Annotated in this window: 1 protein-coding gene, 1 tRNA gene and 1 pseudogene; 2 read left to right on the top strand and 1 reads right to left on the bottom strand. The window is 54.3% G+C overall.

Annotated elements, in window-relative coordinates; all coding sequences use genetic code 11:
* Positions 1–98: pseudogene (locus LN450_RS23325) on the top strand (integrase core domain-containing protein); the annotation flags it as partial.
* 886 nt (positions 99–984) lie between these two features.
* Here LN450_RS23325 and LN450_RS04460 read toward each other — a convergent pair.
* Positions 985–1,061: transfer RNA gene (locus LN450_RS04460), tRNA-Arg, on the bottom strand.
* A gap of 29 nt (positions 1,062–1,090) precedes the next feature.
* On the opposite strand from LN450_RS04460, the gene LN450_RS04455 reads away from it, so the two are divergent.
* Complete coding sequence (locus LN450_RS04455; protein WP_005916811.1) at positions 1,091–2,548, top strand: site-specific integrase; 1,458 nt, start codon at positions 1,091–1,093, stop codon at positions 2,546–2,548.
* Positions 2,549–2,735 lie beyond the last annotated feature (187 nt).

Here is a 2,735-nt window from a genome sequence, read left to right as displayed (position 1 = left end):
TGTCTTTAGCCGATGCACGGAGCAAAATCGAAGCGTGGCGGCGCTTCTATAACGAGGAGCGGCCCCACAGTGCACTGGCATGGAAAACCCCTGCGGAATTGCCCGAGAACACGGGTCCCAAGGGGATTCCCTGCCGCCGAAAGAGGTCAAATCTCTATCGACTGATGGCCCTGCTATCGGGGGTGGGTCAAGTCATGGGGAGGCTGGCATTATGCTGCAGGCTCTTCAATGGTGCTTAAAAACTCAGGTGGCGAACAAGAAATTAATAAACCCTCATCTGGAATAAGAAATAAATCGAAACCATTTATTAGTCTCGCCCGTGTTCGAACGACCAATAAAGAAAGGAGCTACCAAAGGGATTACACCGCCAACAATTGAAGAAATTGATACTTACCTGACAAGTTATGCAAAGATAGCTACGACCAAGTATCCGACGCACTTTCTATTCTTTGTGGGAAGGGTGGACTGGGTGTAGCAGGGGCAAACAAGATTGCAAGAGCTTTAGTTGATAAATCCTGGAATCCAGTGATGGGTGCATTTCAATCGCCTCCGGAAAAAAGATCTTGTCTATTTTTTTAGATGGAGTCATGAAGAACTCGGCGTATCGCTAACTGCAGCCTCGCTCATCAAAGTGATAACGCCTAAAGAAGTTGATCCAGAGATAAAAGAATTGCTAAATATCCGGCGAGGCAATGCGCTATAGCTCAGCCAGCCGTTCCTGCCAAGCCCAGGAATGCGTATGTGTCCACTATGTCCGACCCTGTGGATATATCGACCAATCCATTGGGTTACCAGCTGAGGACGCAGAGACAAGTGTTTGATTCCTGGTGACCCCGGCCCGATTCGAACGGGCGACCTTCCCCTTAGGAGGGACAACGTCGCTACACTAAGACCTAAGCAGGACAAGGCTTTGCGCGGAAGTCCAGCCTGACTGTGGCAAGTCTGTGGTAACGACAGGCCTAGTCATGCCGATTGTCAAAAAAGTGGTGACCCCGGCTGGGTTCGAACCAGCAACCTCGTCCTTAGGAGGGACGCGCGCTATCCAATTGTGCCACGGGGCCATCTGTCTAAGGATACAGGGAGACGCTAAGTGAGCAAAGCCAAAACAGCCGCCAAGCCTGGGCGCACCAAGACCTTCAGCGGCACGCTCCCACGCGGCATCAAGGTCTTCCAGGCCGTTAGCCCGGTGGCGGGAGTGACGCTCAGGACGGATGGGCAACTCAGGTGGGAGGCGCGCATCCGAAGGTCCCTCAACGGGCAAGCCTTGAAGTTCCCGCTGGTGCGCTACCCCATCGACCCGAAGGCGTCCCCGAATACCGAGCATCACATCGATGCCGCGCGACTCATGGCCGAGGCCTATGTCCGCCGAGAGCATGCCTCCTTGGAGCTTCGGCAGACACCGTATGCCCACACTTCCGAGGCCTGGACCTTCGGGGATCTACTGCGCCGGTTTGTCCAAGAAATCGATGATGGGCTCATCAAGCACGCGTCGGTCAGAACCGACCACTCCAATGCCTATCTCTTCTTGGGAGGCGGCAAAGGTCTTGGGTTGAGCCAGACCGGCATGCCCCACCTCACCCGCAAGCTGGCCAAGGATTTGACTCAGGATGACTTCCTGGGGCGCCATGCCAGCTCGTTCGTGAACTCATACGTCAAGGTCAAGCGAGACGGCACCACGCTCCCTATGGCCCAGGGCAGCAAAAAGCGAGCCCTGACCACGATCCGAAACCTCTTCCGGATTGCCCACGAAAACTGGCAGATTGATCTGCGCTCGCCGATCAAGAGCTTGAAATCGCTCAATTCAGATGACGCGCGCGACCGGACGCTCACCGAGGAGGAATGGAACGCCATCGTTGCGCAGCTTGATGCTGGGCGGACCGACCAGGCAACGGCCGATGTCATTCGCTTTGCGCGTATGACCGCAGCCCGCCGCTCCGAATGCGTCAAGCTTGATTGGGCGGACATCAACTTCAAGAAGAAAACGGCGCGACTTCGCGAAACCAAGGCCAAAAACGGCAAATACAACGAGCGCGTGATCCCGTTGACCTCAGAGCCCATGGCCTTGATCGCCACGCGCTTCGAGGCCAGCGAAACAAAGAAGGGAGCGGTCTTTGTGACCTCGCGCGGGAAGCGCATTCGAGCAGACACCGTCACGCAAGCTTGGGATCGGGTCCGTGAGCAAGTAGCCGAGAAGCTAGGAGACCCAGAGATTTTGACCGCGCGCATGCACGACCTTCGCCACACGCGCATCACGGAAATGGGACATCACCTCAACCCAGCGGAAGCAGCCAGGATCTCAGGCCACAAGGATCTGAAAACCTTCATGCGCTACTTCAACCCGGATCCCGTGGCACTGGGCAAAAAACTTGAACAGCTTGAACGCCAGGGCGGCGCAGGCACCGCTGTGGACGAGGTGGTAAAGCAGTTGTTGAGGCTGAGTCCCGAGGACATGGCCTCAGCTGTGGCGCTTGCTTTCCAAGCGCAAGCCAAAGCTTCATCGCGCGCACCAACTGCGTGCGCAGCTGGTCCCACGCAATTGCCTGCCTAGAAAAATAACAAAAATAAATACAAAAATCTACCAATAACCAATATCTTGACTTAAAATTAAATAATGTTATTTATTGATTTTATTGGAAATTTCTGAAATGAATAGGAAGCCGCACCAAGAAAATAAAAATCACGATGTAGGGCCTGGGACAAGAATAGCGCTGATACTCTCGATAATCATCACAGTG

It is taken from the genome of Xanthomonas euvesicatoria pv. euvesicatoria (assembly GCF_020880415.1).
Lineage (GTDB): Bacteria > Pseudomonadota > Gammaproteobacteria > Xanthomonadales > Xanthomonadaceae > Xanthomonas > Xanthomonas euvesicatoria.
Note: the sequence above shows the minus strand (reverse complement) of the source record. Positions and strands in the feature narration are given on the sequence as shown.